The sequence below is a fragment of the Streptomyces sp. NPDC056987 genome, assembly GCF_042673865.1.
Taxonomy (GTDB): Bacteria; Actinomycetota; Actinomycetes; order Streptomycetales; family Streptomycetaceae; genus Streptomyces.
The window spans coordinates 12,944-39,686 of the sequence record NZ_JBHURV010000043.1 but is presented as its reverse complement, the minus strand read 5'-3'; the positions used below and the strand labels follow the sequence as shown (position 1 = coordinate 39,686).

General features: G+C 70.1%; 29 protein-coding genes and 1 pseudogene. 18 read left to right on the top strand and 12 right to left on the bottom strand.

Annotation, left to right across the window (positions count from 1 at the left end):
- Positions 1–160: 160 nt before the first annotated feature.
- Entirely contained in the window at positions 161–1,396 is a 1,236-nt protein-coding gene (locus ACFTZC_RS34840; RefSeq protein ID WP_382896770.1) for an NADP-dependent malic enzyme, read from the bottom strand.
- Positions 1,397–1,870: 474 nt separating this feature from the next.
- On the opposite strand from ACFTZC_RS34840, the gene ACFTZC_RS34835 reads away from it, so the two are divergent.
- The 3 genes from ACFTZC_RS34835 (at position 1,871) to ACFTZC_RS34825 (ending at position 4,615) form a co-directional block, all read left to right on the top strand.
- Positions 1,871–2,836 (top strand): ABC transporter substrate-binding protein, encoded by a 966-nt coding sequence (locus tag ACFTZC_RS34835; protein ID WP_382896768.1) that lies wholly within the window; start codon positions 1,871–1,873, stop codon positions 2,834–2,836.
- A gap of 67 nt (positions 2,837–2,903) precedes the next feature.
- Positions 2,904–3,857 carry an amino acid ABC transporter permease gene (locus tag ACFTZC_RS34830; RefSeq protein ID WP_382896765.1) on the top strand — a complete coding sequence of 318 codons (954 nt, stop codon included), beginning with the start codon at positions 2,904–2,906 and terminating at the stop codon, positions 3,855–3,857.
- A gap of 5 nt (positions 3,858–3,862) precedes the next feature.
- On the top strand, positions 3,863–4,615 hold the full coding sequence (locus tag ACFTZC_RS34825) for an amino acid ABC transporter ATP-binding protein (RefSeq protein WP_382896841.1): 753 nt from the start codon (positions 3,863–3,865) through the stop codon (positions 4,613–4,615).
- 418 nt (positions 4,616–5,033) lie between these two features.
- Here the strand turns inward: ACFTZC_RS34825 and ACFTZC_RS34820 are convergent.
- A pseudogene (locus ACFTZC_RS34820) lies at positions 5,034–5,199 on the bottom strand (SAM-dependent methyltransferase); the annotation flags it as partial.
- A 149-nt stretch (positions 5,200–5,348) separates the two neighbouring features.
- Between ACFTZC_RS34820 and ACFTZC_RS34815 the strand changes: the two are divergent.
- The gene (locus ACFTZC_RS34815; protein WP_382896763.1) at positions 5,349–5,996 is read left to right on the top strand and encodes a CGNR zinc finger domain-containing protein; all 648 of its coding nucleotides are present in this window, start codon (positions 5,349–5,351) and stop codon (positions 5,994–5,996) included.
- Here ACFTZC_RS34815 and sodX read toward each other — a convergent pair.
- Entirely contained in the window at positions 5,882–6,352 is a 471-nt protein-coding gene (sodX, locus tag ACFTZC_RS34810; protein ID WP_382896761.1) for a nickel-type superoxide dismutase maturation protease, read from the bottom strand. The genes ACFTZC_RS34815 and sodX overlap by 115 nt on opposite strands.
- Before the next feature lie 150 nt (positions 6,353–6,502).
- On the opposite strand from sodX, the gene sodN reads away from it, so the two are divergent.
- From sodN to ACFTZC_RS34775, 7 genes are all read left to right on the top strand, one after another.
- On the top strand, positions 6,503–6,898 hold the full coding sequence (gene sodN, locus ACFTZC_RS34805) for a superoxide dismutase, Ni (RefSeq protein WP_382896758.1): 396 nt from the start codon (positions 6,503–6,505) through the stop codon (positions 6,896–6,898).
- Between the two features lie 300 nt (positions 6,899–7,198).
- Positions 7,199–7,417, top strand: a complete 219-nt coding sequence (locus tag ACFTZC_RS34800; RefSeq protein ID WP_382896756.1) for a hypothetical protein — start codon at positions 7,199–7,201, stop codon at positions 7,415–7,417.
- Positions 7,405–7,941 (top strand): DUF6879 family protein, encoded by a 537-nt coding sequence (locus tag ACFTZC_RS34795; protein WP_382896754.1) that lies wholly within the window; start codon positions 7,405–7,407, stop codon positions 7,939–7,941. The genes ACFTZC_RS34800 and ACFTZC_RS34795 overlap by 13 nt, the downstream gene beginning before the upstream one ends.
- Entirely contained in the window at positions 7,938–8,780 is an 843-nt protein-coding gene (locus tag ACFTZC_RS34790) for a helix-turn-helix domain-containing protein (RefSeq protein ID WP_382896751.1), read from the top strand. Before ACFTZC_RS34795 ends, ACFTZC_RS34790 begins: the two co-directional genes overlap by 4 nt.
- 240 nt (positions 8,781–9,020) lie before the next feature.
- Complete coding sequence (locus ACFTZC_RS34785; protein WP_382896748.1) at positions 9,021–10,127, top strand: radical SAM protein; 1,107 nt, start codon at positions 9,021–9,023, stop codon at positions 10,125–10,127.
- A 3-nt stretch (positions 10,128–10,130) separates the two neighbouring features.
- Positions 10,131–10,268 (top strand): hypothetical protein, encoded by a 138-nt coding sequence (locus tag ACFTZC_RS34780; protein ID WP_382896746.1) that lies wholly within the window; start codon positions 10,131–10,133, stop codon positions 10,266–10,268.
- Between the two features lie 76 nt (positions 10,269–10,344).
- On the top strand, positions 10,345–11,148 hold the full coding sequence (locus tag ACFTZC_RS34775) for an aminoglycoside phosphotransferase (RefSeq protein WP_382896743.1): 804 nt from the start codon (positions 10,345–10,347) through the stop codon (positions 11,146–11,148).
- A gap of 30 nt (positions 11,149–11,178) precedes the next feature.
- On the opposite strand, the gene ACFTZC_RS34770 is transcribed toward ACFTZC_RS34775, so the two are convergent.
- Both ACFTZC_RS34770 and ACFTZC_RS34765 read right to left on the bottom strand, forming a co-directional pair.
- Positions 11,179–11,577: a RidA family protein gene (locus tag ACFTZC_RS34770; protein WP_382896740.1), complete on the bottom strand. Its 399-nt coding sequence runs from the start codon at positions 11,575–11,577 to the stop codon at positions 11,179–11,181.
- 107 nt (positions 11,578–11,684) lie between these two features.
- Complete coding sequence (locus tag ACFTZC_RS34765) at positions 11,685–12,683, bottom strand: LysR substrate-binding domain-containing protein (protein WP_382896738.1); 999 nt, start codon at positions 12,681–12,683, stop codon at positions 11,685–11,687.
- A gap of 210 nt (positions 12,684–12,893) precedes the next feature.
- Between ACFTZC_RS34765 and snpA the strand changes: the two genes are divergently transcribed.
- The gene (snpA, locus tag ACFTZC_RS34760; RefSeq protein ID WP_382896735.1) at positions 12,894–13,559 is read left to right on the top strand and encodes a snapalysin; all 666 of its coding nucleotides are present in this window, start codon (positions 12,894–12,896) and stop codon (positions 13,557–13,559) included.
- A gap of 146 nt (positions 13,560–13,705) precedes the next feature.
- On the opposite strand, the gene ACFTZC_RS34755 is transcribed toward snpA, so the two are convergent.
- The 4 genes from ACFTZC_RS34755 to ACFTZC_RS34740 all read right to left on the bottom strand — a co-directional run bounded on the left by ACFTZC_RS34755 (position 13,706) and on the right by ACFTZC_RS34740 (position 17,485).
- Positions 13,706–14,155, bottom strand: a complete 450-nt coding sequence (locus tag ACFTZC_RS34755) for a DUF6304 family protein (protein WP_382896732.1) — start codon at positions 14,153–14,155, stop codon at positions 13,706–13,708.
- A gap of 43 nt (positions 14,156–14,198) precedes the next feature.
- Positions 14,199–14,783, bottom strand: coding sequence for a dihydrofolate reductase family protein (locus ACFTZC_RS34750; protein WP_382896729.1), 585 nt, complete (start codon positions 14,781–14,783; stop codon positions 14,199–14,201).
- 102 nt (positions 14,784–14,885) lie between these two features.
- Entirely contained in the window at positions 14,886–15,935 is a 1,050-nt protein-coding gene (locus ACFTZC_RS34745; protein ID WP_382896726.1) for a family 2 encapsulin nanocompartment cargo protein polyprenyl transferase, read from the bottom strand.
- A gap of 140 nt (positions 15,936–16,075) precedes the next feature.
- Positions 16,076–17,485 carry a family 2B encapsulin nanocompartment shell protein gene (locus ACFTZC_RS34740; RefSeq protein WP_382896724.1) on the bottom strand — a complete coding sequence of 470 codons (1,410 nt, stop codon included), beginning with the start codon at positions 17,483–17,485 and terminating at the stop codon, positions 16,076–16,078.
- 198 nt (positions 17,486–17,683) lie between these two features.
- Here ACFTZC_RS34740 and ACFTZC_RS34735 point away from each other — a divergent pair, with 198 nt between their 5' ends.
- Complete coding sequence (locus ACFTZC_RS34735; RefSeq protein WP_382896721.1) at positions 17,684–18,721, top strand: 1-aminocyclopropane-1-carboxylate deaminase/D-cysteine desulfhydrase; 1,038 nt, start codon at positions 17,684–17,686, stop codon at positions 18,719–18,721.
- 30 nt (positions 18,722–18,751) lie between these two features.
- Here the strand turns inward: ACFTZC_RS34735 and ACFTZC_RS34730 are convergent, their stop codons facing one another.
- Complete coding sequence (locus ACFTZC_RS34730; RefSeq protein ID WP_382896718.1) at positions 18,752–20,353, bottom strand: Na+/H+ antiporter; 1,602 nt, start codon at positions 20,351–20,353, stop codon at positions 18,752–18,754.
- 89 nt (positions 20,354–20,442) lie between these two features.
- Here ACFTZC_RS34730 and ACFTZC_RS34725 point away from each other — a divergent pair, with 89 nt between their 5' ends.
- The 3 genes from ACFTZC_RS34725 (at position 20,443) to ACFTZC_RS34715 (ending at position 22,473) form a co-directional block, all read left to right on the top strand.
- Positions 20,443–20,703, top strand: a complete 261-nt coding sequence (locus ACFTZC_RS34725; protein WP_382896715.1) for a UBP-type zinc finger domain-containing protein — start codon at positions 20,443–20,445, stop codon at positions 20,701–20,703.
- A 241-nt stretch (positions 20,704–20,944) separates the two neighbouring features.
- The gene (locus tag ACFTZC_RS34720) at positions 20,945–21,358 is read left to right on the top strand and encodes an anti-sigma regulatory factor (RefSeq protein ID WP_319680839.1); all 414 of its coding nucleotides are present in this window, start codon (positions 20,945–20,947) and stop codon (positions 21,356–21,358) included.
- Positions 21,355–22,473 (top strand): RNA polymerase sigma factor SigF, encoded by a 1,119-nt coding sequence (locus ACFTZC_RS34715; RefSeq protein ID WP_382896713.1) that lies wholly within the window; start codon positions 21,355–21,357, stop codon positions 22,471–22,473. The genes ACFTZC_RS34720 and ACFTZC_RS34715 overlap by 4 nt, the downstream gene beginning before the upstream one ends.
- A 103-nt stretch (positions 22,474–22,576) precedes the next feature.
- Here the strand turns inward: ACFTZC_RS34715 and ACFTZC_RS34710 are convergent, their stop codons facing one another.
- Positions 22,577–23,014 (bottom strand): hypothetical protein, encoded by a 438-nt coding sequence (locus ACFTZC_RS34710; RefSeq protein ID WP_382896710.1) that lies wholly within the window; start codon positions 23,012–23,014, stop codon positions 22,577–22,579.
- A 128-nt stretch (positions 23,015–23,142) separates the two neighbouring features.
- Between ACFTZC_RS34710 and ACFTZC_RS34705 the strand changes: the two genes are divergently transcribed.
- Both ACFTZC_RS34705 and ACFTZC_RS34700 read left to right on the top strand, forming a co-directional pair.
- Positions 23,143–24,111, top strand: coding sequence for a diacylglycerol/lipid kinase family protein (locus ACFTZC_RS34705; RefSeq protein WP_382896707.1), 969 nt, complete (start codon positions 23,143–23,145; stop codon positions 24,109–24,111).
- 316 nt (positions 24,112–24,427) lie between these two features.
- Entirely contained in the window at positions 24,428–24,685 is a 258-nt protein-coding gene (locus ACFTZC_RS34700) for a WhiB family transcriptional regulator (RefSeq protein ID WP_004937597.1), read from the top strand.
- Between the two features lie 195 nt (positions 24,686–24,880).
- Here the strand turns inward: ACFTZC_RS34700 and ACFTZC_RS34695 are convergent, their stop codons facing one another.
- Complete coding sequence (locus ACFTZC_RS34695) at positions 24,881–26,386, bottom strand: histidine kinase N-terminal domain-containing protein (RefSeq protein ID WP_382896838.1); 1,506 nt, start codon at positions 26,384–26,386, stop codon at positions 24,881–24,883.
- Positions 26,387–26,743 lie beyond the last annotated feature (357 nt).

Sequence of the window (26,743 nt, the reverse complement as noted above, 5' to 3'; positions counted from 1 at the left end):
GATCGCGCGCGCCCGTGCAAGCGAAAGCGCCGGACGGACCGATCACGGCCCGCCCGGCGCTACACGTCGTATACGAAGGGACCCCGTTCACGGGCCCCCGTCACGAGGAGTCCCGGTGACGAAGAGTCCCCTTCGCGAAGAGTCCCCGTCACGGAGACGATCAGCGGCGCGCGACGCCCTCCGCCCGGGCCGCCGCGGCCACCGCCGCCGTCACCGCCGGTGCCACCCGCTCGTCGAACGGCGACGGGATGACGTAGTCGGCGGCCAGCTCGTCGCCGACGACGTCCGCCAGCGCGTCCGCCGCCGCGATCTTCATGGACTCGGTGATCCGGGAGGCCCGCACCTGGAGCGCGCCCGCGAAGATCCCCGGGAAGGCGAGCACGTTGTTGATCTGGTTCGGGTAGTCGCTGCGGCCCGTCGCCACGACCGCCGCGTACCGGTGCGCGACGTCCGGGTGGACCTCGGGGTTCGGGTTGGCCATCGCGAAGACGAACGCCCCGGGCGCCATCGAGGCGACCGCCGGCTCCGGGACCGTACCGCCGGAGACGCCGATGAAGACGTCGGCGCCGGCGAGCGCGCTCTCCAGCGAGCCGGAGAGCCCCGCGCGGTTGGTGAGGGCGGCCAGCTCGCGCTTGACGTCCGTCAGGTCGTCCCGGTCGGCGCTGACGATGCCCTTGCGGTCGGCGACGGCGACATCGCCGATGCCCGCCTCCAGCAGGAACTTGGCGATGGCGACGCCCGCCGCGCCCGCGCCGGAGATCACGGCACGCAGCTCGCCGAGGGTGCGCCCGGTCAGCTTCGCCGCGTTGCGCAGGGCGGCGAGGGTGACCACGGCGGTGCCGTGCTGGTCGTCGTGGAAGACCGGGATGTCCAGCCGTTCCTGGAGCCGGCGCTCGATCTCGAAGCAGCGCGGCGCCGCGATGTCCTCCAGGTTGACCCCGCCGAAGGAGGGCGCGAGCCGGACGACGGTCTCGACGATCTCGTCCGTGTCGGTGGTGGCGAGCGCCAGCGGCACCGCGTCCACCCCGCCGAACTGCTTGAACAGGATGGCCTTGCCCTCCATCACGGGGAGCGACGCCTCCGGGCCGATGTCACCGAGCCCGAGCACCGCCGTACCGTCCGTGACGACGGCGACGACCTGCGACTTCCAGGTGTAGTCGTGCACCAGCTCGGGCTGCTCGGCGATCGCGCTGCAGACCTTGGCCACGCCGGGCGTGTACGCGAGGGACAGGTCGTCCTTGTCCCGCACGGGCACGGTGGCCCGGATGGCCATCTTGCCGCCGCGGTGCAGTGCGAAGGCCGGATCGAAGGGCTCTTCGGAGGAACCTTCCGCCCCGGCCACGCCGCCGTCGACGGCTCCGCCGCCGTCACGATGATTGACGATCTCCGCTGCCATGTGGGTGACCCCTTTGTCTTCATCGGTTGAGGGTGTCCACTCCCCGGATGAGGAGGAGTGGGTGGGCACCGCCTTCCGTACCTGCACATACGTACGTACGGAGCGGGCGCGTCGCACACGCGCGCCGCAGCGGTGTCCGCGCGCGGTCCCTCACGGTGAGATGACTCATAGCCGCTTATGCGGAAGTAATGCCGGATATTGCCGACACTTCAGGAAAGCGGCATGAATCACGCTCGGTAAGGGATGCGGACCGAAGATTCTACGGCCGCAAGAAGGTGTTTCGACAGAAGGTCCGGCTGTGATGGGCTGCCTTGTCGAGTCGTGGGGATCTCCCGTTACCCGATTTTGACATGCCCGGCGCCCTTGAGGGGACCGTCCGAATGGCAAGATGCCACTCATCACACTAGGTCGCGACACTCGAAGACGCGTGCTCGGCCATTGGCAGCTCCCCTCATCCGCCGGAGGACCCTGATCATGACCGCAAGCAGCACCTGTCGTACCACCACCGCGAAGTCCAGGATGGCCGCGGTCGGCGCGATCGCGGTCGCGGGGACCCTGCTGCTGACCGCCTGCGGCGACCAGACGAAGAGCGGTTCGGACACGGGCGGGGCCTCCTCCTCGTCGGCCGACGCCGCGAAGGCCCCCCTCTTCGACAAGCTGCCGAAGGAGATCCAGAGCAAGGGCGTCGTCAAGGTCGGCTCCGACATCGCGTACGCGCCGGTGGAATTCAAGGACAAGAGCGGCGCGACGGTCGGTATCGACCCGGACATCGCCGCCGCGCTGGGCAAGCAGCTCGGCGTGAAGTTCGAATTCGAGAACGCCACCTTCGACACCCTGGTCACCGGCCTGCGCGCCAAGCGCTACGACATCGCCATGTCCGCGATGACCGACACCAAGGACCGCCAGGAGGGTGTCGAGGACGGCAAGAAGGTCGGCGAGGGCGTCGACTTCGTCGACTACTTCACCGCCGGCGTGTCCATCTACACCCCGAAGGGCAAGGACCAGGGGATCAAGACCTGGGACGACCTCTGCGGCAAGAAGATCGTCGTGCAGCGCGGCACCGTCTCCGAGGACGCCGCCAAGAAGCAGGCGGCGACCTGCCCGGCCGGCAAGAAGCTGACCTTCGAGTCGTTCGACAACGACCAGCAGGCCCAGACCCGGCTGCGCGGCGGCGGCGCCGACGCCGGCTCCTCCGACTCCCCGATCGCCGCGTACGCGGTGAAGACCTCGGGCGGCGGCAACGACTTCCAGCTGGTCGGCGAGACGATCGACTCCGCGCCGTACGGCATCGCGGTCTCCAAGGACAACAAGCAGCTCTCCAGCGCCCTCCTGACGGCGATGAACGCGATCATCGAGAACGGCGAGTACACGAAGGTCCTCGCGAAGTGGGGCGCGGAGTCCGGCGCCGTCCCGGAGGCCAAGCTCAACGGCGGCTCGTGACCGGGACCGGAGCTGGAACCAGTCCTGGCACCAGTCCCGCAACCGGGGCGCTGAGAGGCAAACATCTGTGACTACTGACATCGAAAAGGCGGGCCCCGCCGACCCGCCGGCCGCCGGACCCGAGGCCATCAAGGCCATCCCGGTCCGGCACTACGGGCGGTACGTGGCCGGCACGGTCGCCGTCGCGCTGCTCGTGACCCTCGTCTACGCCTTCTCGCAGGGCAAGGTGAACTGGGCGGCGATCCCCGACTTCTTCTTCGACGACCGGATCATCTCCGGCGTCTGGCACACCCTGCTCCTCACCGTCCTCGCGATGCTGATGGGTGTGGTGCTGGGCGTGATCCTCTCGGTGATGCGCCTGTCGAAGAACCCGGTGACGTCCTCCCTCGCCTGGTTCTACATCTGGTTCTTCCGCGGGACGCCGGTCTATGTGCAGCTGCTGGTCTGGTTCAACCTGGGTCTGGTCTTCCAGTACATCAACCTCGGACCGATCTACAAGGACTACTGGTCCTCGTTCATGACGCCGTTCCTGACGGCGCTGCTGGGGCTCGGCCTCAACGAGGCCGCGTACATGGCGGAGATCTGCCGGGCCGGTCTGCTCTCCGTCGACGAGGGGCAGAGCGAGGCGTCGCACGCGCTCGGCATGAGCCGGGGCAAGACGCTGCGCCGGGTCGTCATCCCGCAGGCGATGCGGGTGATCGTGCCGCCGACGGGCAACGAGGTCATCAACATGCTGAAGACCACCTCGCTGGTCTCGGCGGTGCAGTATCCCGAACTGCTGAGAGCGGCGCTGGACATCGGGCAGACCTCGGGCGCCGCGGCGGAGATGCTCTTCCTCGCGGCGGCCTGGTACCTGATCCTGACCACGGTCTTCAGCATCGGGCAGTTCTATCTGGAGCGGTACTACGCGCGCGGCTCCAGCCGCTCGCTGCCGCTCACGCCGTGGCAGAAGGTCGTCAAGAACCTGTCGGCCCTCTCCCCCCTCTCCACGTTCCGCCGATCCCCTAAGGCGGCCTCATGAACGCCATGGTGCAGGCCCAGTCCGTGCACAAGTCCTTCGGCGCCGCGCACATCCTCAAGGGCATCGACCTGGAGGTGGCGCCGCGTGAGGTGTTCTGCCTGATCGGCCCGTCCGGTTCGGGCAAGTCGACCTTCCTGCGGTGCATCAACCACCTGGAGAAGGTCAACGCCGGCCGGCTGTACGTCGACGGTGAGCTGGTCGGCTACCGCCAGAAGGGCGACAAGCTGTATGAGCTGAAGGAGAGCGAGGTCGCCAGGAAGCGCCGGGACATCGGCATGGTCTTCCAACGCTTCAACCTCTTCCCGCACATGACGGCGATCGAGAACGTCATGGAGGCGCCGGTCCAGGTACGGGGCGAGGCGAAGGCCGTGGCGCGCGCCCGCGCGGAGCGGCTGCTGGACCGGGTCGGACTGGCCGACAAGGCCGCCAGCTACCCGTCGCAGCTCTCCGGCGGCCAGCAGCAGCGCGTGGCGATCGCCCGCGCGCTGGCGATGGAGCCGAAGCTGATGCTCTTCGACGAGCCGACGTCGGCGCTCGACCCGGAGCTGGTGGGCGACGTGCTGGACGTGATGCGGGATCTCGCGGCGGACGGCATGACGATGATCGTGGTCACGCACGAGATGGGCTTCGCCCGCGAGGTGGGCGACGCGCTGGTCTTCATGGACGACGGCGTGGTCGTCGAGTCGGGGCACCCGCGCGACGTACTGACGGACCCGCAGCACGAGCGGACGAAGTCGTTCCTGTCGAAGGTCCTCTGACCCCGGGGGGGGGGGGGGGGCGCGGCGCCGCGGCCGCCCCGCCCCCGGGCGCGACGTCTCCGTTCCTGCCGCTCGCCGCGCCCCCCGGGGGGGGGGGCCGGCCGGCCGCGCCGCCCCACCCCCCGACACCCGCCGTTCCGGCACGAGGACAAGCACGCGGAGCGCGCCAGGCGGCCGGGGCCGCGCGACCCCGTACGCCTGGCGGCCGGGGCCGCGCGTACGGGGTCCTGAGCCGCCAGGGCAGGCGAGCCCGGCGCGATCCGAACAACGGGCCCCGGCTCCCACCACCCCGCCCGGTAGACGGCACCCGCGGCCCCGGCGCGGGCCATGGCGAGGCCGCGGGTGTGCGCACCCGGCCCCGTCGATCCGTGGCGTTCCTTACGTGGCGTACGGCAGCAGCCGCAGTCAATGGTGAGCAGGCGGGATCGAGATCGACACCGGTACTCACCGCACGGGGGAACCGTTTCAGCAGTCTGTCCGTGATACTTCCCGTACCGCGGGCGAGGTCCAGCACCCTCGGTTCGGAGCCCACCGCGGCCTCCACCCTGTCCAGCATGCCCCCGGAAGCGCTCCTCCCGGTCCGGTCGCGGCGCCTCTTCCGCTCCTCTCGGTCCCCGTCCCCGTCATGGACCCCCTCCCCCACACCCCGGTAATACCCTGGAACCATAACCAGTCATTACCACTCCCACCCTCCAGAACTCCAGAACCTAGACCGCTTCCGTAAGGACTACAAGTGGAACTGGCCTCTTACTCGGACTATGCCGTGCGCCTGGTGAACACCGAGGAACCGGCCCGCGGCACGGACACCCTGACCTCGGTCGAGGCCGTCCGCGCCCTGTTCGGACCCAACTCCCAGGCGGCCCGCCGCGCCACCGACGCCGATGTGACGCGCTTCCGTTCCGTACGGTCGCGGCTGCGGGCCGTCTTCAGCGCCGCCGACTCGGGCGAGCCCACGCAGGCGGTGGACCTGCTCAACTCCCTGCTGCTGGAGTTCCCCGTCAGCCCGCAGGTCTCCGGGCACGACCTCCTCGACGCCGAGGGCAAGCCCCGCTGGCACATGCACCTTGCGGAGCACCCGTCCAACGCGACCGCGGGGTACGCGGCGACGGCGGCGATGGGGCTCGCCTTCCACCTGACCGAGTACGGCGTGGACCGGCTCGGCCTCTGCCAGGCGGCGCCGTGCCGCAACGCCTACCTCGACACCTCCACCAACCGCTCGCGCCGCTACTGCTCGGACCGGTGCGCGACCCGCGCCAACGTCGCCGCCTACCGGGCCCGCAAACGCCTGGAGAGCGACAGCCGCCCGGCGGGCGAGCGCGCGGCCAGCACCGGTCGCACCCCGCGGACCAGCCAGGAGACCACCGCGCGCGCCGAACGCTGACCGCCCAGCGGCCGGTACCGCACCCTGACCCGCCCCAGCAGCAGCTCCTCGGGCACCGTCCCGAACACCCGGCTGTCCCCCTCGGCGCCCGGATTGTCCCCGAGCACCCACCATCCCCCGTCGCGCCGCTCGACCAGCCGCTTCACGATGAGCAGGTCCTGCTGGAGCGGATGCCGCAGCACGGCCACGTCCCCGGCCCTGACCGGGGCTCCGTAGCGGACCAGAAGCTGATCGCCGTGCCTGAGGGTCGGATACATCGACGGCCCGGTCACCTCCGCGATCCCCCACGGCACCCGAGGCTCCCGCCCCGGCACCCGCTCGGGCCCCGCCCCCGGCTCCTGCCCCAGTTCCGTCATACGGCACCTCCCGGTCCCACGGTACGTTCCGCCACCGGTCCCATGGTGACCCCGGACTTTTGTCCTAAGCCCAAGGGGGCACTCGCGAAATACCTCTTCTCACGGAGTAATGTCCCACCTGAGAAGACGATCACGAGGAAGGACAGCTCCATGCTCTCCCGCCTGTTTGCCCCCAAGGTGAAGGTCAGCGCCCACTGCGACCTCCCCTGCGGCGTGTACGACCCCGCCCAGGCCCGTATCGAGGCCGAGTCGGTCAAGGCCGTCCAGGAAAAGATGGCCGGCAACGACGACCCCCACTACCAGGCTCGCGCGACGGTCATCAAGGAGCAGCGCGCCGAGCTCGCCAAGCACCACGTCTCGGTGCTGTGGAGCGACTACTTCAAGCCCCCGCACTTCGAGAAGTACCCGGAGCTGCACCAGCTGGTCAACGACACCCTCAAGGCCCTCTCGGCCGCGAAGGCGTCGAAGGACCCGGCGACGGGCCAGAAGGCTCTGGACTACATCGCCCAGATCGACAAGATCTTCTGGGAGACCAAGAAGGCGTAGCGCGCCGCACTGTGCCCCGCGCTCCCGAGCGGAGCGCCTGTGCGCAGGTCACAGAGACACCAAGAGGGCTCGACGGCCACGGCCGTCGAGCCCTCTTACATGATCGGGCACCCATCAGAACCGAACGGGGCGATTTTTGGGAGGTCAACTTCTTCTGGCTGCCCGTCAGGCTCCGAGCGCCGTATGTTGCGCGCAACGATCCGGTGGACGACAGTCCGCAGCAATCCCACGCAATCGTGTACCCGGTCGACGGCTGCTACCACCAAGCTGTTGTTCCTACCGGCGAGAACGGAGCCCATCGTGACCCTCAGGTTCATCGGCACCACCTCCGAGCACGGCAACTGCCCCACGCTGTACGACATCATCGAAACCGGCGACATCCTTGTCCAAGGCAAACGCGAGACCGACCCCGAGCACCTCGCCCAACTACGGGACGTCAAGGACGACGAGACGTTCGTCCGCGTCCCGCGCGAGTTGCTCACGCGTTTCGCGCCCAAGGAGTGCCAGTGCCGTCCCTGATCCCCTTCGAGGAGATCACCCACCTCTTCGCAGACTTCGAGCACACCGCATGGCGGCTTGAGACCCGCCGCGGTTACGCGACCGACCGGGCGGGAGCCCGTTACCAGGCATTCATGCGCGGCGTAGAACCTGCACCGGAGCCTGACCACCCGTGGAACGTCAACGTCCGTGCCCGCGCCGAGCAAGGCGGGCGCTTCTCCCGCGTGCGGATCTTCGACGAGCCGCCCACAGCCGGGCAGCGATTCCTCATGGCGACCGCGGCCGGAAATGTGGCGGCCGGTGAGGATATCCGCGTACTGCCCCGGGCGGAGGCCGAGCGGCTGGGGCTGCCCGGCTTCGATCTGTGGCTCTTCGACTCCCGCGTCCTCGTCCGCATGCACATCGACGACACGGACTCCACCGTGGGAGTCGAGCTGATCGAGAACGGCCCCGAGGTGCTCGATGCCTGCCGGGCCCGCGACCGGGCCATGCCCGTCGCACTCCCTACGGCCGAGGTGTGGGCGCGGGTACGTTCGTCCGTGTGACCACCGATTTCCAGAACGCCAGAGTCGCACTCGGCGCGCGCCTGCGGGAGCTGCGCGCCGAGACCGGACTGACCGGCAAGGATCTCGCCGCCAGGCTGGGCTGGCAGCGCTCGAAGGTCTCCCGGCTGGAGACGGGAAAGCAGACCGCGTCCGCCGAGGACCTGACGGCATGGGCAGAGGCGACCGGCGCCGCCGATCAGACCTCTGATCTTGAGAGCCGTCGGCGCGGGCTGGAGTCACAGCAGCGGTCGTGGCGCCGCCAGCTCGCCGCGGGTCACCGGTCGGTCCAGGACCGGTACGTCGTCGAGTACCAGCGCACGGCTGTCCTCCGCGGGTACGAAGCCACCGTGATCCCGGGGCTCTTCCAGACACCTGACTATGCCCGGCATCTGCTCGTCCAGAACGCCCGGCTGATGCGGTCGCCCCGCGACACGGAGGAGGCGGTACAGGCCCGCATGAAACGGCAGGAAGTGCTGTATCAGGTGGGCAAGCTGTTCCGGGTACTGGTCTGGGAAGGCGCCCTCCACGCCTTGATCTGCCCGCCGGCGGTGATGGCCGGGCAGTTGGACCGGCTCGTCGGCCTGATCGGCATGTCGACGGTGGAACTGGGTGTCGTACCGCTCGGCGCGCCGCTGCCGCTGACTCCGAAGCACGGGTTCTGGATCTTCGACGAGGATCGCGTCGTCGTCGAGACCATCAACACGGAGCTGCAATACGAGGCGCCCGAGGACGTGGAGCTGTACGGACGGGTATGGGACGCGCTCAACGAAGTCGCGGTGTACGGGGCGAGGGCGCACCGGCTGGTCGCCCGCGCGCGGATGTCCCTCGGCTCTTCGTGAGCAATCGACGCCAACCCGCCCGCTGACTCACGCAATCCGGCGCAATCGGTGAGCAACTGCGGCTGTGGTCTTCGTACCGTCCTGACCATGGCCACCCGGACGAGCGCGTCCATCACCGCCGTCGCAAGGCAGCACGGCCGGTGCGACTACCACAAAAGGCCCTCCACGACTGCGAAGCGGTCCGACCGGCGTGAGCCTCTGGGCCCGCCTCGTCCTCGACTCCCCCGGAGGGGGAACCTCATGCACGAGCTGATCGCCGCCCCGTACCTCGATCACCACCTGCTCGTACGACCCGGCAGCGCGAAAGCGGCCCGCCTGCCCGCCCGCCGCTACGAAGAACTCCGTATCGCCGCCGCTACGGTGCCCTCCTGGATGGCCGACGCGGCCCGCCGCACCTGGGATCTGGACCTGAGCGGGCGGGAGCTCGGTGAGAGCGTCCTGGTGCGCGCCCCGTCCCGGTACGGCTACGGGCGCGCCTCGTACGAGCTGAACCTCGGGTGCAACTACGACTGTGAGCACTGCTACCTGGGGCTGAAGCGGTTCTCCGGGCTCGGCTGGCCCGAGCGCGAGCGCCTGATCCATGCCATCCGGGACGCCGGGGTGCTCTGGCTCCAGCTCACCGGTGGCGAGCCAATGATCGACAAGCTCTTTCCGGAGACGTACCGGCTGACGTACGAGCTCGGCATGATGGTCGAGATCCTCACCAACGGTTCCCGCCTGGCCGCACCGAAGCACCTCGCCCTGCTGACCCGTTTCAGGCCGAACCGGATCACTCTCAGCCTGTACGGGGCCACCGCCGAGTCCTACGACGGGCTGACCCGCCGCAAGGGCGCGTACCGGATGTTCCTCAAGGGGCTGGACGCGGCGCACGAGGCTGGGCTGCCCCTCGACCTGGCCTTGATCATCACGCGGCACAACGCCCACGAGGCCGACCTGATGCGCGCCTTCGCCGACCGCTACGGGCTGGCATACCGCGAGTACACGCACATGTCACCGACCATCTACGGCGGTGCCGAGACGCTCGCCACACAGGCTCCTGACCACCTCGTCGACCGTGAACCGTTCCAGGGGTGCAACGCAGGACACACCTTCTTCCACGTCGACCCGCACGGCATGGCCTCCATCTGCAAGGTCGGCCGCGACGACGCGATCCCCCTCATGACCACGGGAGTCGAGGGCCTGAGCCGCCTCGGCGGCGTCGCCGACTCCCTGATGCTTCGCACCGGTGGCTGCACCGGCTGCCGGCTCTCCGGCACCTGCCGGGTCTGTCGGCCGCTGGCCAAGGTCTACCAGGAGGCGAAGGCACCACTGGACAGGTACTGCCAACACGCGACAACAAGGAGCTGACCCATGACCGCCGTAGCAGTCGAGATCGCCCCCATCCACCAGCCGTTCGAACCCGATGTGGAGATCATCCTCATCGAAGACGTGGACGCCTTCGCCACGGCCACCACCCCTGGCTGCGGGGACGACAACCCGTACAACTAACCACCCCGTCACGGGCTTCCGGCGGCACCTCGCGCCGGAAGCCCCGTTGGCGCGTAGATCTGGAAACCTGACGGCCATGCCCGCACCCTCCATCGCCTTCGACGGTCTCCCCTCTGGCGTTCGCACCGCCATCGAGGCCGAGACCGGATCGATTCTCAGGTTCGAAAACGTCAGCACCGGTCTCAACAGCTCCCTCTCCGCGGTCGCACACACCGCCGACGGAGTCGTCTTCCTCAAGGGCCTGCGCGCCGACCACCGCTGGGTCTGGACGCAGCAACGCGAGGCAGACATCAACCCGTACGTGACCCCGCTCGCCCCGCGCCTGCTCTTCCACGTCATCACCGACGGCTGGGATGTCCTCGGCTTTGAGGCCATCGACGGCCACCATGCCGACTACTCCCCAGGCTCCCCCGACTTGCCCAAAGTCACCGCCGCCCTCCAAGAGCTCGCCTCTCTCCCTTGCCCTGACATCGAGCTCCGGCACGCCGAACAACGCCTGGTCGGCTACGTCGCCGACCCCGCCGACGCGGACGCCTTCCGAGGCAACGCGCTGCTCCACACGGACTGGAACAACCACAACGTCCTGATCAGCGACGACCGAGCCCGCCTCGTCGACTGGGGCTGGGCCACCCGAGGCGCCTCCTGGCTCGACCCCGCGTACTGGATCATCTGGCTTGTCGCCGCAGGCCACACGCCGGCAAGTGCCGAAGAGCAGGCCGGGTCACTGCCGGCCTGGGCGTCAGCACCACCCCGAGCGGTGGACGCCTTCGCCCAAGCCTGCGCAAGGCTCTGGACCGAGATCGCAGGTGCCGACCCCGATGACTGGACAAGGAGACTGCTCACCTCCGCACAGCTTTGGCAGCGGCACCGGCGACGATGAATCCGCTCCCCGTCCCGCGCCCGGAACCGCTCAGGGGATCTCCGCCACCGCCGTGATCTCCACCAGCTGGCCCGTGTAGCCCAGGCAGGCCACCCCGAGCAGCGTCGACGCGTGCGGGCCCAGGGTCAGGCCGCCGGCGCGGACGACTTCCCAGACGCGGCTGAGGTCCGCCGGGTCCGAGGTGGCCCCGTAGACCGTGGTGGACACGACGTCGCCGAGGCCGCAGCCCAGGGCCGCCAAGGCGCTCTCCAGGTTGGTGAGGACCTGTTCCGTCTGGGCGACGAAGTCGTCGGGGCCGACCAGTTTGCCGTCGCCGTCCAGCGGGACCGCACCGGCCAGGAAGGCCAGGCGCCGGTCCGTCTCGACGACGGCCGCGTGGGCGTAGTCCGGCGGCGGGAAAAGGCCGGGCACGGTCAGGCGGTGGGCCATCTCAAATCGCTCCTCAAGTCGCCCCTGCGGTGTTCACCTGGGGATACGGCTGAACACCTCGCGCTGCTCACCCCGACCGGCCGTGTTCGTACCGCCGAACGGTTCGGTCAGGCGGCCGGGGCGTGCAGCAGGGGGCTCTTGTGGCGGGTGAGCCAGCGCCGGTAGTCCACCGCCCGGAGCGCCGCCTCCCGGTACGCCGCCTCCAGGTCCGCGAACACCTGGGCCGCCACCGCGGGTTCGCCGAGGACGTCGCCGTCGCCGATCGCGTGGTCGGAGCGCGCGGGCCGGGAGAAGAGCAGCAGCCGTACGGCCAGCGGGTCGTCCCGCAGCGGCCGGATCACCATGTCGTCCCGCGGGCCCGAGGTGGGCTGGCAGGGCGCGACGGCCTCGCCGACCGCGATCAGCTGTGTCGCGGTGAGGTAATCGCCGTGCACCACCCGGGGGTTGAGCCCGGCCGCGCCCAGCACCCGGCGCAGTCCGTCCCATTCACCGTCGACCGCGGGATCGACCATCCAGCGGTCCCCGGCGAGATCGGCCAGTTCCACGACCTGGCTGGCCGCCGCCGGGTGGTCCCGGGCCATGGAGACGAACTGCGGTTCGCGTTCGACCAGTACGCGCCGGGTGAGCCCGTCGGGGACGGCCAGCGGGCAGCCCTCCACCTCGTGCACGAAGGCCACGTCGAGCTGGCCCGCCGCGACCATCCGCAGCAGCGCGCTCGGCGAGACGTCCATGTGCAGCGAGATGTCCGTGCCGGGCAGCCGGTGCCGCAGCCTGCGCAGCCAGCCGGCGAGGGCGCGGCTCGCGGTGGAGCCGACGCGCAGCCGGGGCCCGGCGCCGCGGTCGGCGGCCGCGCGTGCCTCGGCGACCAGCGTGGCCATCCCGGAGACGAGCGGCCTGGCCCGGCTCAGGACGGAACGGCCCAGCGGGGTCGGCCGGCAGCCGGTGCGTTCACGGGCGAACAGCTCGGCCCCCAAAGCGTTCTCGATGCGCCGCAGTTGCGTCGTGAGGGACGGCTGGCTCATCCCCAACTGGCGGGCCGCTTTGTGCAGGCTGCCGGTGTCGGCGATGGCGCACAGGGCGCGCAGGTGTCTCACCTCCAGCTCCATGCCCAGAGAGTAGAACGGCCTTCTGAGCCACACCAGATGGTCAAAACACTGTAATTGGAGCCTGATTCGAAGAAATACCGCCGGGTATCCACGCGGGGTGATGCGTTGGTGTTATCGGCGGCTGACATCATCCGCGCCGGGGCGAACTCATCGAGACTCTGCGGTACCCCGATCCGTCCACCGGACGAACAGGAATCAGGAGCCCCCCACATGAGACACACCAAGCGCGCCGCCTCCGCCGCCGTCAGCCTCGGTCTCGCGCTCGTCGGCGCCCTCGCCCTCGCCCCCACCGCGTCGGCCGCCGACCCCGACGCCACATCGGCCGCGCCGGCCGCCTCGTACGCCGCGTACGAGGGCTCGAAGGAGGAGGCGGCGAACAACAAGGCGTTCTTCGACGCCGTCGTGAAGTCGGTCGCCGAGAAGCGCGCCGCGAACCCCGGCATCCAGGCCGTCACCGTGGTCTACAACGCCTCGGCCGCACCGCGTTTCGCGAGCCAGATAGCCTCCAGCACCTCGATCTGGAACAGCGCCGTCTCCAACGTGAAGCTCCAGGCGGGCACCAGCGGCGTCGACTTCACCTACCGCGAGGGCAATGACCCGCGCGGCTCGTACGCCAGCACCAACGGCCACGGTTCCGGGTACATCTTCCTGGACTACGCGCAGAACCAGCAGTACAACTCGACACGGGTGACGGCCCACGAGACCGGGCACGTCCTCGGTCTCCCCGACCACTACTCGGGCCCGTGCAGCGAGCTGATGTCGGGCGGCGGTCCCGGCACGTCCTGCCAGAACGCCCAGCCGAACGCGGCGGAGCGCTCCCGGGTCAACAGCCTCTGGGCGAACGGCCTGGCCGCCGCGCTGGCCAAGCTCTCCTGACCTTTCCCGCAGCACCGCACGCGAGGGGCGTCCCCCCGAATCCACCCCCCACGGGACGCCCCTTCCGTGTTCCCGGAATCCGGCGACCGGCCCGGCGGCTCGGGGAGTCAGGGACGCGGGGTCCCGGGTCCCGGGACCCCGGTGGGTCAGGACGCGCCCACCAGCCGCCGGTCCGACAGCTCGGTGTTCGTCGGGAGCTGGCGCCTGATCCGGCCGAGCGCCTCCTCGAAACCGCCCCCGGCGATCCCCGACGCGTACGCCGCCCCGCCGCAGTGCAGAGTCAGGCTCAGCTCCGCACGCCCGACCGGCCCGCCGCCCTCCCGCTCGCCGAGTGCGAGCAGACAGCTCAGCGTGGCCTGTTCGACCGTGCCGTCGGAGCTGACGGGCAGCGGGATGTCCCACTCCATGACGCAGGAGGACAGCACCCCGCCCCCGTCCGGCCCCACCGCCTCCAGTACGGCGAAATCCTCCCCTTCGTACTCAACTCCCCTGATCTGCGTACGTACTTGCTGTCCCCCTGAGGTGAGGGTGATCGCTTCCGCCCCCTGGCGGTCCCGGTACCAGCCCGCCCATGAATCCGTCGGTTCCGCTGTCATGGCGCGGACTGTAGCGGTAGCGGAACCTCCGCTGCCGCAGGGGTCACCGCTTCCTTGCGTAGTTCCTGACGAGTACTCCGTTTTCGAAGGCCCGCACGGACTCCAGCGTGAACTCGGTGATGGCGAAATCCTTCGCGAACATCGGCATCCCCGACCCGAGCACCAGCGGATATGTCTTGATGATCAACTCATCGATCTCGTCCGCCAGTTGCCCGGCGAGGTCGGCGCCGCCGCAGAGGTAGATGTCGAGCCCGCCGTCCTCCGCCTTGAGCTGCCGGACCTTTCCGGCCAAATCTTCGGCCACGATCTCGACCGCCGGGTCCGGGCTCTCCTTGAGGGTGCGGGATGCCACGTACTGCCGCATATGCGCGTACGGACTGGTGACCCCCTCGTCCAGGGCGAGTTGGTAGCTGGCCCGCCCCTGGACGACCGTGTCGAAGCGCTGGTTCTCCAGGTCGTCGATGCCGAGGGGCTTCCGGCCGTGGGTCGGCATCGTCTCCGGGTACTCGGCCTTCAGATACGCGAAGAACTCCTCGTCCACGAAGCGTACGAAGCAGGTCCCGTCCCCCGACGGGTCGCCGATGAAGCCGTCGATGGACACCGCGATGAAGTACGTCAGTCGGCGCACGCCGATCCCCCTGATGCCGGAATTTCCTCTGGTCTCCGGCCACCCTACTCAGCTGGTCGGATGTCAGCGCCACGTGAACTTCCGGCGGCTGTCAGCGACTTCTCAGCGACTTCGGCGGGTGACGAACTCCGCGAGCGAGAGCAGATCGCCCGCCGCCGCGAGGTCGGGGACCGCTCGGGAGAGCTGCTGGACGGCGCGGGCCATCCGCTCGGCCGCCTCGTGCTGCGCCCAGTCCCGGCCGCCGGCCCGTTCGACGGCGTCGGCGGCGCGCCGCACCGCCTCGGCGTCCATCGGCCGCCGGTACAGCTCGGCCAGCTCCCCGGCGGCCGGAGTGGCCGAGGCCAGCGCCGCGACGACCGGCAGCGACTTCTTGTGGGCGGCGAGATCGGCACCGGCCGGCTTGCCCGTACGCCCCGGGTCGCCCCAGATCCCGATCAGGTCGTCGATGAGCTGGAAGGCGAGCCCCGCCTCCCGGCCGAAGGCGTCCATGGCCTCGGCCTGCTCGGGCCCCGCGCCCGCGTAGAGCGCGCCCAGGGCGCACGAAGCGCCCAGCAGGGCACCGGTCTTGGCGGTCGCCATGGCGACGCACTCGTCGAGCGAGACCTCGCACGGATCGCGCGCCTCGAAGGCGCAGTCCGCCTGCTGGCCCGCGCACAGCTCGATCACGCAGGACGCGAGCCGCGCCGAGCCGGCGGCCGACGCCGGGTGCGGATCCTCCGCGAGGAGCCGTACCGCGAGGGCGAGCATGGCGTCGCCCGAGAGAATGGCGTGCTCCGTGCCGAAGACCGTCCAGGCGGTGGGGCGGTGGCGGCGTACGGGATCCTCGTCGATCACGTCGTCATGGAGCAGGGTGAAGTTGTGGGCCAGCTCGACGGCGACGGCCGGCCGTACGGCGGCGCGCGGGTCCCCGCCGAGCGAGCGGGCCGCGGCGAGGACGAGCGCGGGCCTGATCGCCTTTCCGGCCCGCTCCGCACCCCCCGGGTCCGCGGTGCCGTCGGGCCGCGCCCAGCCGAAGTGGTACAGCGCGACCCCGCGTATGGAGGCGGGTAACGACTCGACGGCGGCGCGCAGTTCGGGATCGACCTCGGCGCGGGTGCGCTCCAGGAGGGCCACCGCCTCGTGGCCCTCGGTGGCGGGACCGGTGCTGGTCATGGTCACGGGGCACCTTCCTCTCGGTCCTGGGGGGGTGCGGGTGTACGGTGCTACGGCGGTACGTCGCCATGGCTGTACGGCGCTACGGGCGGCCCGGCACGGAACCACGCCGTGCCACGCCACCCGCGCGGCGGCTCACCTCACCGCCGGCGGCCCACTTCCACGTTCTCCAGCACACCGAGGGCGTCCGGCACCAGGATGGCCGCCGAGTAGTACGCCGTGACCAGGTACGAGATGATCGCCTGCTCGTCGATGCCCATGAAGCGGACCGACAGGCCGGGCTCGATCTCGTCCGGGATACCGCTCTGCTGCAGGCCGATGACCCCCTGCTCGCTCTCGCCCGTACGCATGCAGATGATCGAGGTCGTCCTGGCATCCGAGACGGGAATCTTGTCGCACGGGAAGATCGGCACTCCGCGCCAGGCGGGGACATGGGTGCCGGAGACCTCCACGGTGCCCGGGTAGAGCCCGCGCTTGCTGCACTCACGGCCGAAGGCCGCGATGGCCCGCGGATGAGCGAGGAACAGCTTCGAACCGCGGCGGCGCGACAGGAGCTCGTCCATGTCGTCCGGGCTGGGCGCCCCGTCGTGCGGCTGGAGGCGCTGGCCGTAGTCGCAGTTGTTCAGCAGGCCGAACTCGCGGTGGTTGATCAGCTCGTGCTCCTGGCGCTCCCTGAGCGCCTCGACCGTGAGCCGCAACTGCTGCTCGGTCTGGTTCATCGGCTGGTTGTAGAGGTCGGCGACCCTGCTGTGGACCTTCAGAACCGTCTGCGCGACGCTCAGTTCGTACTCGCGCGGCGCCGGCTCGTAGTCCACGAACGTGTGCGGCACGACCGCTTCGCCGACATGCCCGGCGGAGAGGTCGATCGCCGCCTCGCCGTATTTGTTGGTCCGCTGCGACGGCACGGAGGCCGCCGCCTCCAGGTGGTGACGCAGGGAGTCCTCACGCTCCGCGAGGTTCCGTACGTCCTGGCGGGTCAGCACCAGTACGACGCACGCCGTGGCCGCGCGCGCCGTCCAGTCCCAGGTGGCCTCCCCGTCCACCAGGGCCTGCTCGCCGAAGTACGCGCCGTCGGCCAGCACTTCGAGCGCCGTCTCGTCCCCGTAGGGACCCGTGCCGATCTTCTCCACCCGTCCGTGTGCCAGCAGGAAGACCTGGTCCGCCGCGTCACCGGCGGCCGCGAGCACCTGGCCGGGCTCGAACTCCCGCTGCTCGCAGCGGCGCGCCAGCTCGGCCAGCACCTCCTCGTCGCCGTACTCCCGCAGCGCGGGCAGCTCGCCCAGCTCGGCCGGCACGACCGCCACGCGGTCCCCCGTCTGCACGAACGTCACCCGCCCGTCGCCGACCGCGTAGCTGAGCCGGCGGTTCACCCGGTAGGTGCCGCCCTGCACCTGGACCCACGGCAGCGTCCGCAGCAGCCACCGGGAGGTGATCTCCTGCATCTGCGGCGCCGACTTGGTGGTGGTCGCCAGGTTCCGAGCGGCGTCCGTCCCCAGGCTCTGCTGGGGCGGCTGCGCCGCCCGGACCTCGTCACCAACCGAAACCGACATGAAGTCTTCCTCTCGAAACTTTCGATCATGTACGACCTGCGAGAAGAATGGTTCCATCACGTGGCGTGCAGTCGCCATTACACAAACGAGTGGGACTGAACGGCCCGATACGGGGCACAACACGCGCAAGTTCATCCCAACGGCGCACTTCGGGGGCGCACGGATCCCCGGGCACGTACCCCGGCCGACAATAGGAACGTGACCCCGCCGCCCGAAGCGCCCGTACCGCCCGGACCTCTCGTACCGCCCGTACCGCCCAGCCCTCTCGTATCTCTCGCCGCGCTGCGCCCGCGGCTCCCCTCTCCGCTGCACGAGGTCGAGGACGAGCGCTTCGCGCGCCGGGGCGTACGCCTGCTCCTCAAGCGCGACGATCTGATCCACCCCGAGCTTCCGGGCAACAAATGGCGGAAGCTGGCGCCCAATCTGCGGGCCGCCGCCGACGCGGGCCGCCACACGCTGCTCACCTTCGGCGGCGCGTACTCCAACCACCTCCGCGCGACCGCCGCCGCCGGCCGGCTCCTCGGCTTCGCCACGGTCGGTGTCGTACGGGGCGAGGAGCTGGCCGACCGGCCCCGGAACCCGTCGCTCGCCCGGTGCGCGGCCGACGGGATGCGGCTGCTCTTCGTCGACCGGGCGGAGTACCGCCGCAAGGCGGAGCCCGCCGCCGTCGCCGCGCTGCTCGCGCGGGCCGGGCTCGACCCCGGCCAGGTGTACGTCGTCCCGGAGGGCGGCAGCAACGCGCTCGCCGCGCAGGGCTGCGCCGAGCTGGGCCGGGAGCTGCGCGGCGCGGCCGGCACCGTCGCCGTGGCCTGCGGTACCGGCGGCACGCTCGCGGGACTCGCCGCGGGGCTCGCGCCGGACCCCACCGCCGGGCCGGGGCCGGGGACCCCGGGGGAGGGGCGGACGGCCCTCGGCTTCCCCGTGCTCCGGGGCGGCTTCCTGGGCGGGGAGATACGGGGGCTCCAGCGCGCCGCCTTCGCGGGACCGGCGGGCGACTGGCGCCTCGACGACCGCTTCCACTTCGGCGGCTTCGCCCGGGTCCCGCCCGAGCTGGACGCCTTCGCACGGGACTTCGAGGACCGGCACGGGCTGGCCGTGGAACGTCTCTATGTCGCCAAAATGCTGTACGGGGTCACCACCCTGGCGGCGGAGGGCGCCTTCCCGCCCGGCACGGCGGTCGCGGCCGTGATCACCGGCGCCCCCGAACCGTCCACCACGGCCCCTTCCACCCCGTAGCCCGTCCGCCCCATAGACCGTGTGCCCCGCTCAGGCCGAGCCGTCCTCCCGGTACGCCGCCGCCTCCTCCAGGTCCAGCCGGCGCAGCAGCGTCCGCAGCATCTCGTCGTCGATCCGCCGCTGGTCGCGCAGCTCCACGAAGACGGTGCGCTCCGCCTCGATCATCTCCCTGGACAGCCGCCGGTAGGTGTCGTCCGCTGACTCCCCGGTGATCGCGTTGACGGAGCCGAGCCGCTCCCACACCGCGTTGCGGCGCCGCTCCAGCACCGTACGGAGCCGGTCCGCGAGCGGCCCCGGCAGGGTGTTGCGCTCGTCGGCGAGGAGTTCGTCCAGCCGCCGTTCCGCCGCCGTGGACGCCTCGCTCTGCGCCTGTGCCTCGGCGAGCGTCTCGGCCTGCCGGTCGCGGCCCGACACCTTCAGCAGCCGGATGAACGGCGGCAGTGTGAGTCCCTGGACGACGAGTGTGCCGATGACCGTCGTGAACGTCAGGAACAGCACGAGGTTGCGTCCGGGGAACGGTGTGCCCGCGTGGGTCACCAGCGGGATGGAGAAGGCGATGGCCAGTGACACCACACCGCGCATCCCCGCCCAGCCGACGATCAGCGGCGCCTTCCAGTTCGTGTCGGGTTCACGCTCCCTGATCCGCTCGGAGACCAGCCGCGGCAGGAAGGTCGCCGGGTAGACCCAGACGAACCGGACGACGACCACCGCCACGAAGACCCAGAGGGCGTACAGCGCCGCCTCGGCCACCCCGTACTCGCCGAGTCCCTTGAGGACGAAGGGCAGCTGGAGCCCGATGAGCGCGAACACCGCGGACTCCAGGACGAACGCGACCATCTTCCACACCGCGGCCTCCTGGAGCCGCGTCGCGAAGTCCACCTGCCAGGAGCGGTGGCCGAGATAGAGCGCCACCACCACGACCGCCAGCACACCGGACGCGCCGACCTGTTCCGCGGCCGCGTAGGCGACGAAGGGGATGAGCAGCGAGAGTGTGTTCTGGAGCAGCGCTTCCGTGAGGTGGGTGCGCAGCCAGTGCAGTGGGACCATCAGGACGAGTCCGACACCGACACCGCCGAGCGAGGCGAGCGCGAACTCCTCGACGCCGCCCGCCCAGCTGGCCCCGGCGCCGACCGCCGCGGCCAGCGCCACCTTGAAGGCGGTGATGGCGGTGGCGTCGTTGAGCAGCGACTCACCCTGGAGGATGGTGGTGATCCGGCTCGGCAGCCCCAGTTTGCGGGCGATGGCGGTGGCCGCCACCGCGTCGGGCGGCGCGACGACCGCGCCCAGCACCAGCGCCGTGGTCAGGGGCAGATCGGGGACGAGGAGATAGGTGAGCCAGCCCACCGCGATCGTCGCGAAGAGGACGTATCCGACCGAGAGCAGCGCCACCGGCCGGATGTTGGCCCGCAGGTCGAGGTACGAGCTGTCCACCGCGGCGGTGTAGAGCAGGGGCGGCAGGATCAGTGGGAGCACGACATGCGGATCCAGTGTGTAATCCGGCACACCGGGCACGTACGAGGCGCCCAGACCGACCGCCACCAGCAGCAGCGGCGCGGCCACCGGTGTCCGGCGGGCGGCCCCGGCGATCGCGGCGCTGCCCGCCACCAGTGCGATCAGCGGCAGTACGTCCATCCCGGCTCCGTCTTCCTGTCGTGTGCGCGCACTTCTGCCGTGCGCGTACTCCTGCCTCGTGCGTACTCGTACGTCGTAATCTCGCCATCATGAGGCAGTGCAGTCACATCGTGGAACTTCCACACCCCGAGCCCGCGCCGAGTGGCGACACCTGCGCGGAGTGTCTGGCCGTCGGCAGCCACCCCGTCCAACTGCGACTCTGCCTGGAGTGCGGAAACGTCGGGTGCTGTGATTCGTCGCCGTACCGGCACGCGACACTCCACTTCGAGAGGACGGGACACGCGGTGATGCGAAGTTTCGAGCCGGGTGAGAGCTGGCGTTGGTGCTTTGTCGACGGTTCGATCGTCTGACGACTGGGTACGTCAACCCTCCGCCGGTTCTTCTCAATTGGATGCCGCAGACCCCTAGCCACTTTCCGTGGTCATATGCTTACCATGAGTGACCGTAGCGGACTGGGGGTCCCGGCGACACGGCACTATGGATCGCGATAGCGTCGCCACCCAGACCGGCTACGTAATGACACGTACCGCAAGGCTCCTCGACACGCCCTGTCCGGAGCCCTGAAGAGCTTGTGCCACCTTGGAGGTGAGGGTGTCCCAGATCGCAGGCGAGCCCGGGACCCAGGACTTCGTGGAAGTCCGGCTGCCCGCTGCGGGTGCCTACCTGTCCGTGCTGCGTACGGCCACGGCCGGCCTCGCGGCGCGCTTGGACTTCACCCTCGACGAGATCGAGGACCTCCGCATCGCGGTGGACGAAGCCTGCGCGATCCTGCTCCAGCAGGCCGTACCGGGCTCCGTTCTCAGCTGTGTCTTCCGACTGATCGAGGACTCGCTCGAAGTGACCGTGTCGGCCCCCACCACCGACGGACGCGCCCCCGAGCGCGACACGTTCGCGTGGACGGTGCTCTCCGCACTGGCCGGCAAGGTCGAGTCGACGGTCGCCGAGGACCGTACGGTCACCATCAGCCTCTACAAACAGCGCGGCGCGGGACCCGGGCCGGCGTGAGGAACGGGGACGGTCCGGTGCGTGACGAGGGGCGCATCCCACCAGAGCCGCGGGGAGGGCACGAGGTTCCGGCGGAGCCGGTGCTCGCCCCCGCGGGGATCCCCGAGCAGCAGGCCCGTCCCCATCCGGAGGACGGACTTGACGGCCAGACTGCCGCGGCGGACCAGACGCGGACAGAGCGGGCGCAGGCAGAGCGGGCGGCCTTTATGAGCGAGCAGCACAGCGAGCGGGACAGCGGACAGGACAACGAGCAGGACAACGGACAGCACAACGACTCGCGGAACGAACCTCAGGGTGAACCGCGGAACGAGTCACGGAGCGAACCGCGGGGTGAAGCGCGGAGCGGGCAGCGGCACGACCCGCATGACCGCAGCGGCGCGCGGGCGATGTTCGTCGAACTGCGCAAACTGCCGGACGGCTCACCCGAGAAGGCGGCCCTCCGCAATCAGCTCGTCCGGATGCACCTGCCCCTGGTCGAGCATCTCGCGCGCCGGTTCCGCAACCGCGGCGAGCCGCTGGACGACCTGACGCAGGTGGCGACCATCGGGCTGATCAAGTCGGTGGACCGCTTCGACCCGGAGCGCGGGGTCGAGTTCTCGACGTACGCGACACCGACCGTCGTCGGGGAGATCAAGCGGCACTTCCGGGACAAGGGCTGGGCGGTACGGGTGCCGCGCCGCCTCCAGGAGCTGCGGCTGGCCCTGACGACCGCGACGGCCGAGCTGTCGCAGCAGCACGGCCGATCACCGACGGTGCACGAGCTGGCGGAGCGGCTCGGCATCTCGGAGGAGGAGGTCCTGGAGGGCCTGGAGTCCGCCAACGCGTACTCCACGCTGTCGCTGGACGTCCCCGACACGGACGACGAGTCACCGGCCGTGGCGGACACGCTGGGCGCGGAGGACGAGGCGCTGGAGGGCGTCGAGTACCGGGAGTCGCTCAAGCCGCTGCTGGAGGATCTGCCGCCGCGAGAGAAGCGGATCCTGCTGCTCCGGTTCTTCGGCAACATGACGCAGTCGCAGATCGCGCAGGAGGTCGGCATCTCGCAGATGCACGTCTCGCGGCTGCTGGCGCGCACGCTGGCGCAGTTGCGCGAGCGGCTGCTCGTGGAGGAGTAGCGGAACGACCTGTCCCCACGGACAGGTCTGGCTCCTGCGGACAGGTCACGCTCCCGCGGACAGGCCATGGTCCCGCGGACAGTTCTGGCTCCCGCGGCGCGGGCTACGCGTCGCCGGCCGGGCCGCGGATCCCCAGGGCCTCGGTGGTCGTCGGGTTGACGAGCAGGACGAGCCCCGTCACGGCGACGGCCGCCAGCACGATCCCGGCCGGGATGCCGGCGCCGTCCGAGGTGAGCAGGGTGTAGGCGACCGGCAGCGCCATGATCTGGGTGATCAGCGCGGGCCCCCGGCTCCAGCCGCGGCGCAGCAGCAGCCCCCGGGCGGCGAGCAGCGGGATCACGCCGAGTGCGATCAGGGTCACGCCGCCCATCTCGGCCTGCTGCGGGGAGTCGGGGCGGCCGAGCAGCCCCATCACCAGCAGATACGCGCCGCCGGCGAACAGTGCCAGGGCCTCCAGACCGCTGACCGCCGCGGCGGCGGTCAGCCGGGTGGGGCGCGGGGTCGGTCCGGGGCCGGGCTCTGGCTGCGTCGCTCTGCTCACCCTTGCAGGGTATCGGCCCCCGGATCGGCGCCCGGATCCGGCGCCGGGTACGCCGCGGGGGTGCCGGGGCGCCGGGCGCGTTCCGCCCGGGGACGACCCGCCGCCCCTCGGCCGGTAACCTGCTCGGCATGCGCGCACTCCTCGTGGTCAACCCGGCAGCAACCACCACCAGTGCCCGCACCCGAGACGTACTCATCCACGCGCTGGCCAGCGAGATGAAGCTGGAGGCGGTGACGACGGAGTACCGCGGGCACGCCCGCGACCTCGGCCGGCGGGCCGCCGACTCCGACGACATCGAGCTGGTCGTGGCCCTGGGCGGGGACGGCACGGTCAACGAGGTCGTGAACGGTCTGCTGCACAACGGCCCGGACCCCGAGCGGCTGCCGCGCCTCGCGGTGGTCCCCGGCGGCTCCACCAATGTCTTCGCCCGCGCGCTCGGGCTGCCGAACGACGCGGTGGAGGCGACCGGCGCGATTCTCCAGGCGCTGGAGGAGAAGAGCGAACGTACGGTCGGCCTGGGACTGGCGGCCGGGACGCCGGGGTCGGAGGACGAGGCCGCCCCGTCCCGCTGGTTCACCTTCAACGCGGGGTTCGGATTCGACGCGGGAGTCGTCGGCCGGGTCGAACAGCACCGGGAGCGCGGAAAGCGTTCGACGCACGCCCTCTATGTGCGCCAGGTGATACGCCAGTTCCTCGAAGAACCGCACCGCCGCCACGGATTGATCACTTTGGAACGTCCCGGTGAGGATCCGGTCGAAGATCTCGTCCTGTCGATAATCTGCAACACCGCTCCCTACACTTACCTGGGGAATCGACCGCTGTACTCGTCGCCCACGGCGTCCTTCGACTCGGCGCTCGACGTCCTCGGACTGACCAGAATGTCCACTTCGGCGGCGGCCGTATATGGGACACAACTGCTCACTTCGACCCCTGAGCGGGGCCCTCACGGGCGCCACGCCGTATCCCTGCACGACCTGACCGACTTCACCTTGCATTCCAAGGCGCCCCTCCCCTTCCAGATGGACGGCGACCATCTCGGAGTGCGTACGAGCGTGACGTTCACAGGCGTTCGCCGTGCACTGCGTGTGATTGTGTGAGCGGAAGAGGCAAAACTCCTTTCACTCGAACGTTTAGGCTGCCATCCACCCCATGGAAGTACGGCTGTGACCTAGTCGACACCGAGGAATCAAAAAAAACTTTCCAGAAGGGGTTGTATCCGCCGCCGAGGTTTGCGAATCTCTACATGGCGCTCGGGACGGCCCGCAACACCGGCCTCCCTGAGAACCAGAACCCCTCCTCGAACCAAGGACTCCGCCATGTTTCCCGGCGGTCGACCCTTCCCTTGTCGAGGGATTCGTGAAAGCGTTCACATTCACAAGCAACCTGCACGTAATACCAAGAGAGGTAGCAGCCATGGACTGGCGTCACAACGCCGTTTGCCGCGAGGAAGACCCCGAGCTGTTCTTCCCCATCGGCAACACCGGTCCTGCGCTGCTGCAGATCGAGGAAGCCAAGGCCGTCTGCCGTCGCTGCCCCGTCATGGAGCAGTGCCTGCAGTGGGCGCTCGAGTCCGGCCAGGACTCCGGCGTCTGGGGTGGACTCAGCGAGGACGAGCGCCGCGCGATGAAGCGTCGCGCCGCTCGTAACCGGGCGCGTAACGCGACCGCCTGAACCACCCGTGTAACAGCCTCAGGCGGCGGAGCGTACAGCGTGTACGCATAGACCCGCCCCCGAACCGCAGCGCGCAGTACCCCCCGATGCGCATCGCATAGTGAGCTTCGAACCGAGCCCCGTACCGTAAAACGGTCCGGGGCTCGATGCTGTGTGCGGTACTTCCGGTGGCGGGTCCCCCAACCGCTTCCGCGGTTACTTCTGCGGCTCCACCGGAATGTCGAGCAGGACGCGCGTGCCGCGCACCGGCGCGGGCACCATGTCGAAGGTGCCGCCCAACTCGCCCTCCACCAGGGTCCGGACGATCTGGAGCCCGAGATTTCCGGCCCGGTGCGGATCGAATCCCTCGGGCAGACCCCGCCCGTCGTCCTGGACCGTGATCAGCAGCCGGGTGTCCGACGTGCCCGAGGTGCCCGTGCGCCGGTTCTTCTTCGCCGGCGAGTCACCGCTGCGGACGGCGGAGACATCCACCCGGCCCTCCTCACCCGGGTCGAAGGCGTGCTCCAGCGCGTTCTGCAGAATCTCGGTGAGCACCATGGAGAGCGGGGTGGCCACCTCGGCGTCCAGGATGCCGAACCGTCCGGTACGGCGGCAGAGGATCTTGCCGGGCGAGATCTCCGCCACCATCGCCAGGACACGGTCGGCGATCTCGTCGAACTCGACGCGCTCATCCAGATTCTGAGACAGCGTCTCATGGACGATCGCGATGGAACCGACCCGCCGCACGGCCTCGTTGAGCGCCTCGCGCCCCCGCACCGAGTCCATCCGGCGGGCCTGGAGGCGCAGCAGCGCCGCCACCGTCTGAAGGTTGTTCTTCACCCGGTGGTGGATCTCCCGGATGGTGGCGTCCTTGGTGATCAACTCACGCTCACGGCGGCGGAGTTCCGTCACGTCCCGGAGAAGCACCAGCGAGCCGATCCGGGTGCCCTTCGGCTTGAGCGGGATGGTGCGGAGCTGGATGACCCCGCCGTTGCCCTCGACCTCGGTCTCCCGGGGCGCGTAACCGCTGGCCAGTTTGACGATGGCCTCGTCCACCGGGCCGCGGGCGGGCGCGAGTTGGTCGGTGGCCCGGCCGAGGTGCTGTCCCACCAGGTCGGACGCGAGTCCCAGCCGGTGATACGCGGAGAGGGCGTTGGGGCTGGCGTACTGGACGACCCCGTCGGCGTCGAGCCGGATCAGCCCGTCCCCGACCCGGGGCGACGCGTCCATGTCGACCTGCTGGCCGGGGAAGGGGAAGGAACCGGCGGCGATCATCTGCGCCAGGTCGGAGGCGGACTGGAGGTAGCTCAGCTCCAGCCGGCTCGGGGTGCGGACGGTGAGCAGGTTGGTGTTCCGGGCGATGACCCCGAGGACCCGGCCCTCACGCCGTACGGGGATGGACTCGACCCGTACGGGCACCTCCTCACGCCACTCGGGGTCGCCCTCCCGGACGATCCGCCCCTCGTCGAGCGCGGCGTCCAGCAGGGGCCGGCGCCCGCGCGGCACGAGGTGGCCGACCATGTCGTCCTGGTAGGAGGTGGGCCCGGTGTTCGGCCGCATCTGGGCGACGGAGACATAGCGGGTGCCGTCGCGGGTCGGGACCCAGAGGACGAGGTCGGCGAAGGAGAGGTCGGAGAGCAGTTGCCACTCCGAGACCAGCAGATGCAGCCACTCCAGGTCGGATTCACCGAGGGCTGTGTGCTGGCGTACGAGATCGTTCATGGAGGGCACACCTGCGAGCGTACCCGTGGGACGGATCGGACCCTTCAGGGGCGACCCCTGGTCCGGATCAGGGACGCCCTTGGTCTGTACTGAGGGGTAGGCGGCGAATTAGGCTCACCGTACGCGCCGCGGGCATGGACACTTCCGAATGGTCTAGTCCAGAATGGTGCGACAGGCTTCCGCCCTCCCCGCACAGGAGGGTGGAACGAGGTGCCGGCGCTCTCTGCCCTGACTGCGGCGGAACCTCTCCCAACGGCCGCCGGGACCGCACACCCGTCGGCCGTAGCAACTCCGGGCTGCGGTGCCGTACGGGTTGAGGGTCCCGTCGCGGCGCCGCGGCCCGCGGGTGTTTTCCGA

What these genes read in the sequence shown, in the direction of transcription:
- ACFTZC_RS34770 (WP_382896740.1), bottom strand. Translation starts at nt 11,577, where the DNA reads ATGGCCCACCGCCTGACCGTGCCCGGCCTTTTCCCGCCGCCGGACTAC.
- ACFTZC_RS34730 (WP_382896718.1), bottom strand. Translation starts at nt 20,353, where the DNA reads ATGGACGTACTGCCGCTGATCGCACTGGTGGCGGGCAGCGCCGCGATC.
- ACFTZC_RS34785 (WP_382896748.1), top strand. Translation starts at nt 9,021, where the DNA reads ATGCACGAGCTGATCGCCGCCCCGTACCTCGATCACCACCTGCTCGTA.
- ACFTZC_RS34700 (WP_004937597.1), top strand. Translation starts at nt 24,428, where the DNA reads ATGGACTGGCGTCACAACGCCGTTTGCCGCGAGGAAGACCCCGAGCTG.
- ACFTZC_RS34695 (WP_382896838.1), bottom strand. Translation starts at nt 26,386, where the DNA reads ATGAACGATCTCGTACGCCAGCACACAGCCCTCGGTGAATCCGACCTG.
- ACFTZC_RS34835 (WP_382896768.1), top strand. Translation starts at nt 1,871, where the DNA reads ATGACCGCAAGCAGCACCTGTCGTACCACCACCGCGAAGTCCAGGATG.
- ACFTZC_RS34780 (WP_382896746.1), top strand. Translation starts at nt 10,131, where the DNA reads ATGACCGCCGTAGCAGTCGAGATCGCCCCCATCCACCAGCCGTTCGAA.
- ACFTZC_RS34740 (WP_382896724.1), bottom strand. Translation starts at nt 17,485, where the DNA reads ATGTCGGTTTCGGTTGGTGACGAGGTCCGGGCGGCGCAGCCGCCCCAG.
- ACFTZC_RS34825 (WP_382896841.1), top strand. Translation starts at nt 3,863, where the DNA reads ATGGTGCAGGCCCAGTCCGTGCACAAGTCCTTCGGCGCCGCGCACATC.
- ACFTZC_RS34745 (WP_382896726.1), bottom strand. Translation starts at nt 15,935, where the DNA reads ATGACCAGCACCGGTCCCGCCACCGAGGGCCACGAGGCGGTGGCCCTC.
- ACFTZC_RS34705 (WP_382896707.1), top strand. Translation starts at nt 23,143, where the DNA reads ATGCGCGCACTCCTCGTGGTCAACCCGGCAGCAACCACCACCAGTGCC.
- ACFTZC_RS34755 (WP_382896732.1), bottom strand. Translation starts at nt 14,155, where the DNA reads ATGACAGCGGAACCGACGGATTCATGGGCGGGCTGGTACCGGGACCGC.
- sodX (WP_382896761.1), bottom strand. Translation starts at nt 6,352, where the DNA reads ATGACGGAACTGGGGCAGGAGCCGGGGGCGGGGCCCGAGCGGGTGCCG.
- ACFTZC_RS34840 (WP_382896770.1), bottom strand. Translation starts at nt 1,396, where the DNA reads ATGGCAGCGGAGATCGTCAATCATCGTGACGGCGGCGGAGCCGTCGAC.
- ACFTZC_RS34775 (WP_382896743.1), top strand. Translation starts at nt 10,345, where the DNA reads ATGCCCGCACCCTCCATCGCCTTCGACGGTCTCCCCTCTGGCGTTCGC.
- snpA (WP_382896735.1), top strand. Translation starts at nt 12,894, where the DNA reads ATGAGACACACCAAGCGCGCCGCCTCCGCCGCCGTCAGCCTCGGTCTC.
- sodN (WP_382896758.1), top strand. Translation starts at nt 6,503, where the DNA reads ATGCTCTCCCGCCTGTTTGCCCCCAAGGTGAAGGTCAGCGCCCACTGC.
- ACFTZC_RS34725 (WP_382896715.1), top strand. Translation starts at nt 20,443, where the DNA reads ATGAGGCAGTGCAGTCACATCGTGGAACTTCCACACCCCGAGCCCGCG.
- ACFTZC_RS34765 (WP_382896738.1), bottom strand. Translation starts at nt 12,683, where the DNA reads ATGGAGCTGGAGGTGAGACACCTGCGCGCCCTGTGCGCCATCGCCGAC.